Source organism: Chloroflexota bacterium (assembly GCA_014360805.1).
GTDB lineage: Bacteria > Chloroflexota > Anaerolineae > DTLA01 > DTLA01 > DTLA01.
In genome coordinates, this window is sequence record JACIWU010000120.1 from 1 (window position 1) to 6582 (window position 6582).

4 protein-coding genes are annotated in these 6582 nt (G+C 65.0%); all 4 read right to left on the minus strand.

Features of this window, described 5'->3' with window-relative positions:
- Positions 1–41: 41 nt before the first annotated feature.
- The 4 genes from H5T65_13475 to nuoL all read right to left on the minus strand — a co-directional run bounded on the left by H5T65_13475 (position 42) and on the right by nuoL (position 6473).
- A complete protein-coding gene (locus H5T65_13475) occupies positions 42–1352 on the minus strand; it encodes an SLC45 family MFS transporter (GenBank protein MBC7260239.1) in 1311 nt (436 codons plus the stop codon).
- Between the two features lie 91 nt (positions 1353–1443).
- The gene (locus tag H5T65_13480; protein MBC7260240.1) at positions 1444–2889 is read right to left on the minus strand and encodes an NADH-quinone oxidoreductase subunit N; all 1446 of its coding nucleotides are present in this window, start codon (positions 2887–2889) and stop codon (positions 1444–1446) included.
- Between the two features lie 74 nt (positions 2890–2963).
- Positions 2964–4442, minus strand: a complete 1479-nt coding sequence (locus tag H5T65_13485) for an NADH-quinone oxidoreductase subunit M (protein ID MBC7260241.1) — start codon at positions 4440–4442, stop codon at positions 2964–2966.
- 114 nt (positions 4443–4556) lie between these two features.
- Positions 4557–6473, minus strand: a complete 1917-nt coding sequence (gene nuoL / locus H5T65_13490; protein MBC7260242.1) for an NADH-quinone oxidoreductase subunit L — start codon at positions 6471–6473, stop codon at positions 4557–4559.
- Between the last annotated feature and the right edge of the window lie 109 nt (positions 6474–6582).

The following is a 6582-nucleotide window of genomic DNA, read 5'->3' on the forward strand; positions in this document are numbered from 1 at the left end:
ATTCGTGTTATTCGCGGATAGCGAACTTATGGGAGGCCGCCCTACTCCGTGATCGCCTCGCCGCGCTTGACGCCCAGCATGAACACCCCCGCGATGAGGGCGAACACCGGCGACGACAGCAGAATCACGTTATACGCGCCGACCCAGTCCACCAGCGCCCCCGCCACGATAGGCCCCACGATGGCCGCCGACGCCGAGAAGAAGTAGTACAGCCCGGTGTACGACCCCAGGCGGCTCTGCGGCGCGATGTCCACCACCATGGGCAGCGAGTTGATGTTGATGAGCGCCCACGCGAACCCGGCCAGCACCAGCATCAGCGTGATGAACGTTACGTTGGGAATCCAGTAGCCCAGGAACAGCAGCACGGCCAGCATCACAATGCCCGTGAGGATCGTGCGCTTGCGGCCGAAGCGCGTGGCGATGAACCCCGCCGGAATGGAGAAGATGATGAACGACACCGAGAAGAACCCCAGCAAGAGCGCCGCGCGGCTCTCGCTGATGCCCAGGTAGAACACACCGTAGGACGTGAAAAACGTCTCCAGCGCGTTGAACGCCAGGAACCAGAAGAAGATGGCCAGCAGGATGCGGAGGGCGCTGCGGTCGGGGTCGGCCAGCACTTCCTTCAGGTTCGCGATGACGCCCAGTTGCTTCTCTTCGGGGTCATCGGGGAACTCCTTCGGCTCCTTGATGCGCCACACGACGACGAGGCACGCGCCGAGCATCACCACCGCGCCCACCACAAAAGGCAGCGCGGGGTCTATCTTGTACAGCACCGACCCGCCGAAGAAGGCCAGCAGAGACCCCACGCCGCCCATGAGGTTGATGACGCCGTTGGCCTTGCTGCGCAGCGGCGACGGGATGATGTCGGGCATCAGGGCGATGACCGGCGTGCGGAAGATGCTCATCGCCAGCAACATGACGCCGATGACGAGGACGAACAGCGCGAACAGGCCCGTCATCTGGCTCAACTGCCCGTTCAGCGATTCGGGGATCGCCTTCACGACGAACGGGATGGCCGCGAAGGCCACCGCCGCAATGGGTGCGCCGGCCAGGATGTACGGCATACGTCGGCCCCACCGCGTGCGCGTCTTGTCGCTGCGCACCCCGATCCACGGCTGGATGAACACCGCCGCGATGTTGTCCAGCGTCATGATGAACCCCGCGACGCCCGCGCTCAACCCGAACCCCGCCACGGTCGGCAGCGCCTTGCCCGCCTCCAGCAACTGGCGGGTGAACTCGGCGTTGCCCGACTGCAAGAAGATGGGCACGTAGGCATTGTACAGCGCCCACAGCAGGCTGATGCCCAGAAAGCCAAACCCCAGCGTGAACGTTTTCCGGTAGTCCAGTTTCACAACGCACCTCCGAAGAAGAGATTGGCCCTACTGCATAAACAAAACACGCTATCTCGCAAAGAGATAGCGTGTTCGCGCGGCGCTTGGCTCCCTAGAATCCCACGATGGGGCGTATCGCCGCCTGGATGAGGTTCAAGATCGGCGCGGGATACACGCCCAGCGCCACCGTCAGCAGGGCCGTCAGCACTAGCGTAACGCCGAGCGGCGCGGAGACGTGGACGGGCGAGGCATCCGCCGGCGCCTCGCCGAAGAACATCCGCCCGGCCACGCGCAGATAGTAGTACGCGGAGATCACCGCGTTGATGAGCGCAATCGCGGCGAGCCACGCATACCCCCCCACGACCGCCGCCGAGAAGACGTACAACTTCGCCAGGAAGCCGGCGGTGAGGGGGATGCCCGCCAGCGCCAGCAGGAACAGCGCCATGGCCAGAGCCAGCCCGGGCTTGCGCCGTATCAGCCCCGCGTAGTCGTCTATGTCCTCGTTGAGCGCCCCCTTGCGCCCCATCGCCAGGATGACCGCGAAGGCGCCCACGTTCATCAGCGTGTAGCATAGCAGGTAGAAGAAGACGCTGGCGTACCCCGCGCGGCCCGCCACGGCCAGGCCGATGGCAATGTATCCGGCGTGGGCGATGGACGAGTAGGCCAACATACGCTTCACGCTGCGTTGCCCCAGCGCCGCCATGTTGCCCCACGACATGGTGAGCACGGCGATGGCCGCCAGCGCCCAGCCCCACTCCGTCCGCCAGTAGGGGAACGCCGTCTCCATGATTCGCACCAGCGCCACGAACCCCGCCGCCTTCGCGCCCACGGACATGAACGCCGTTACCAGCGACGGGGCGCCCTCGTATACATCGGGCGTCCACATCTGGAAGGGAACCAGCGCCACCTTGAAGGCGAACCCCACCAGCACGAAGACCAGGCCGGCGGCCAGGAGTGGCGCGTCTTTCAGCGCGGCGAACGATGCGCCCTGCGCCCCGATCTCGGCCAGCGAGAACGTGCCGGTGGCCCCGTAGATCATGGCGATGCCGAACAGCAGGAACGCCGACGCGAACCCGCCCAGGACGAAATACTTCATGCCCGCTTCCAGCGAGCGCCACTCATCCCGCTCCGACGCTGTCAGCACGTACAGCGATATGGAGAGAATCTCCAGGGCCAGGAACACCGCCACCAGGTTGACCGCCGACCCTAGGAGCATCATGCCGAGGGTCGCGATGAGGACGAGGACGAAGACCTCGGCGGGCAAGTCAAACCGCCGCACGGCTTCCAGCCCCATGAGGATGGCGAGACCTGCCGCCAGTAGGAACAGCAGGTTGGCGAAGAGGCCGTAGCCGTCCGCCGCCACCATGCCCTGGAAGGTAGGCGCTGTGTCGCCCCAATAGTACAGTGAGGCCGCCCCCGCCAGCACCACGCCGAGCAGCGCCAGCCCGCCCACCAACGTCGCGCTCCGCTTTCCGCTCAGCGCGTGGATGAGCAAGACGATGAGCACAAACGCCAGGACAATCGCTTCCGGAGCGAGAACCTGAAGATCAATCGCCATGAACGTCTTCCTCCGCAAAAAACATCGGCAGGATTCGGGAAACGCGCCGACTCCCAAAGTTCAAAGTGTTGCGGTTAGCGCGAGGCCACCGCTCTGACCACCGCCTCCACTGCCGGAACGATGATGCGGTACAGCAAATTGGGCTGGACGCCGAACACGAGCGCCAGCAGCAGCAGCGGCGCAACGGTAACCTTCTCCAGCCCCGTCAAGTCGGCCAGTGGCCCGGGCTTGGCCGTGCCCTGCATCACACGCTGGAACAGCGTCAGCATGTACCACGCGCCGAAGATCATGCCCAGCGCGCCCAGCACGGCCAGCGCCTTCTGCGCCTTGAACACCCCCAGCAGGAGCACGAACTCGCCCGCGAAGGCGTTCAGTCCAGGCAGCCCCACCGACGCCAGCACCGCAATCAGCAGGAAGAAGCCCATCACCGGCGCGGCTTTCCACACCCCGCCGAACGCCGCAATGTCGCGAGTGCCCTTGCGGGCTTCCAGCGCGCCCAGCAGCGCGAACAGCGCCGCGATGTAGATGCCGTGGCTCACCGACTGGAACACCGCGCCCGACATGGACTGCGCGTTCACCGCGAACAGCCCCAGCACGATGAGCGACACGTGGGCCAGGCTGGAATAGGCGACCAGTCGCTTGAGATCTGTCTGCACCAGCGCGATGAGCGACCCGTACAGGACGCCGACCACCGCCAGAATCTGGATGGTAGGCCCGAAGTACACCGCCGCGTCGCGGAACAGCGGAATCGCGAAGCGGATGAACCCGTACACGCCCATCTTGCCCAGGATGCCCGCCAGGAGAATCGTTACGGGCGTGGGCGCTTCCACGTAGGCATCGGGCAGCCAGGTGTGGAAGGGCACAATGGGCGCCTTCACGGCGAAGGCCAGGGCGAAGGCCCCGAACAGCGCCAACTGGGTGTACCACGGGATGCGCAGCCCGGCCAGTTCCGCTACGTTGAACGTCCACGCGCCGCTGGCCGAATAGCCGACGTACCCCAGCGCCAGGATCGCCACCAGCATCAGCGCCGACCCCGCCATGGTGTAGATGAAGAACTTGGTGGCGGCCCGCACCCGCTTCTCGCCGCCCCAGCGGCCGATCAGGAAGTACGCCGGCACCAGCATCACTTCCCAGAAGACGTAGAACAGCACCATGTCCAGCGCCGTGAACACGCCCAGCACGCCCGTCTCCATGAACAGCAAGAGGGCGAAGTAACCGCGCAGCCCCTCCGCGGGCACAAGCCGCCACGAGGTCAGCACCGCCACCACGAAAAGCAGCGCCGCCAAGATGACCAGGAACAGGCTGATGCCGTCCACCCCCAGCGCGTACTCAAGCCCAAACTGGGGAATCCAGGCGGCCCTGTCCACGAACTGGTAGCCCGCCTCGCCCGAACGGAAGAAGACCCACAGGAGAAGCGTTCCGACGAAGGTCAGGCCCGTGAACGCCAGCGCCCATGCCTTGACGGCCTTCACCTGCTCGCGGCGGAACCCATAGACCAGGACGGCGCCCAGCAGGGGTAGCCACACCACCAGCGTCAGAAGGGGAAAACCCATTTGATTCATCTTCGCTGAGTCTCCTTGGTTACTGTCTTCGCGAGCGTTCAGCCATCAGCGTTCAGCCGTCAGCCATTCCGATAGCCGACCGCTGATTGCTGACTGCTGATTGCCTTATCTCACCAGTGCGTACACCAGCAGCAGCGCCGCGCCCGCCAGAATCGCCAGGGCGTAGTTGCGGGCCAGGCCGGTCTGCAGCGCCTGCAATCCGCGCCCGACGAGCGCCACCAGCGCCGCGATGCCCTCTACGATGCCATCCACCACCGGCCCGTCCACGCGAGCCGCCAGGAACTGCCCCAGCGACCGCAGCGGGTTGACGACGACCGCCGTGTAGAACTCGTCCACCTTGTACTTGTTGTACACGAGTGTGTACAGCCCGCCCAGGCTCTTGGCGACGCGCGCCGGCAAATCGGTGCGCCGCACGTAGAACACGTAGGCCAGCGCAATGCCCGCCAGCGCCACGATGACCGACAGGATAAGCAGCGCCCATTCCGTGCCGGCAGAGGCATGGGCCGTCTCGGCGATGGCAGCATCGGGCGAGTGCCAGCCCAGGCTCCCGTCCAGGTAATGCTCAATCCAGTTGCTGCCGCCCAGAATCTTGGGCACGCCGATGTAGCCGGCAATCACCGAGAAGACCGCCAGGATCGCCATGGGGACGGTCATCACGCGGGGCGACTCGTGGACGTGCGCGGCTACCTTCTTGTCCACCCTGGACTCGCCGTAGAACACCATGAATACCAGGCGGAATACATAGAACGCCGTCAGGCCCGCCGTCAGCAGCGCCAGCGCCCACAGGAAGGTCTTGCCACCAGCGAAAGTCTGCCACAGGATTTCGTCCTTGCTGAAGAACCCCGCCAGGCCAGGGAAGCCCGCGATGGCCAGGGCCGCGATGAGGAACGTCCAGAACGTAATGGGAATCTTGCTCCGCAGCCCGCCCATCTTGCGGATGTCCAGTTCGCCCGCCAGGGCGTGCATGACGCTGCCCGCGCCGAGGAACAACAGCGCCTTGAAGAAGGCGTGCGTCGTCAGGTGGAAGATGCCCGCGGCATAGGCTCCCACGCCCACGCCCAGGAACATGTAGCCCAACTGGCTGATGGTGGAATAGGCCAGCACGCGCTTCAGGTCGTGCTGGGTCAGCGCGATGGTCGCCGCGAAGAAGGCGGTAACCCCGCCGATGGCCGCCACCCACGTGAGCGCCGACGGCGACAGCGCGAACAGCGTGTGCGTGCGGGCCACCATGTACACGCCGGCGGTAACCATCGTCGCGGCATGGATGAGGGCGCTGACCGGCGTGGGGCCTTCCATCGCGTCGGGCAACCAGACGTACAGCGGAATCTGCGCCGACTTGCCCACCGCGCCCACGAACAGGAGCAGCGAGATGGCCGTCGCCACGCCAGGCATCAGGCGCACCACCATGATGTTCTCCAGCACCTGGCTCATGCTCAGCGAGCCGAAGGTAACGAACATCAGCATCAGGCCCAGGGCGAACCCCACATCGCCCACGCGGTTGACCAAAAAGGCTTTCTTGCCCGCGTCGGCGGCCGACTTGCGCTCAAACCAGAACCCGATGAGCAGGTACGAGCACAGCCCCACGCCTTCCCAGCCCACGTAGGTAACCAGCAAGTTCTCGGCCAGCACCAGGGTCAGCATGGCGAACACGAACAGGTTCAGGTAGGCGAAGAAGCGGACGAACCGCTCGTCGTGGGCCATGTAGCCGATGGAGTAGATATGAATGAGGAAGGAGACGCCGCTGACCACCACCGCCATCACCGAGGACAGGGGGTCTATGAGCAACTTGACCTGCACATTGAAGTCGCCGACGGAAATCCAGTCAAACAACGGGCGCGTAACGACGCGGTCTTCCAGGCCGAGGAGTTCCACGAACATCCAGGCCGCGCCGACAAACGACAGGCCCACCATGGCCGAGGCCAGAATGCCCGCGCCCCGCTTGCCCAGGTGGCGGCCAACGAATGCATTGATAATCACCCCCACGAGGGGGAATAGCAGAACGAGCCAGGGGTAATTCAGCATGCGTTCCTCCCGCTCCCAATGATCCCTCTCTCTTGATGTTCGCCGGTCATGCTTCACCGCCCCGACGCTGAAGCATCGGGCGCCGGTCGTAGGGGCGACGCGTGCGTCG

Coding starts and splice junctions, on each gene's coding strand:
- H5T65_13480 (MBC7260240.1), bottom strand. CDS start 2,889: ATGGCGATTGATCTTCAGGTTCTCGCTCCGGAAGCGATTGTCCTGGCG.
- H5T65_13485 (MBC7260241.1), bottom strand. CDS start 4,442: ATGGGTTTTCCCCTTCTGACGCTGGTGGTGTGGCTACCCCTGCTGGGC.
- nuoL (MBC7260242.1), bottom strand. CDS start 6,473: ATGCTGAATTACCCCTGGCTCGTTCTGCTATTCCCCCTCGTGGGGGTG.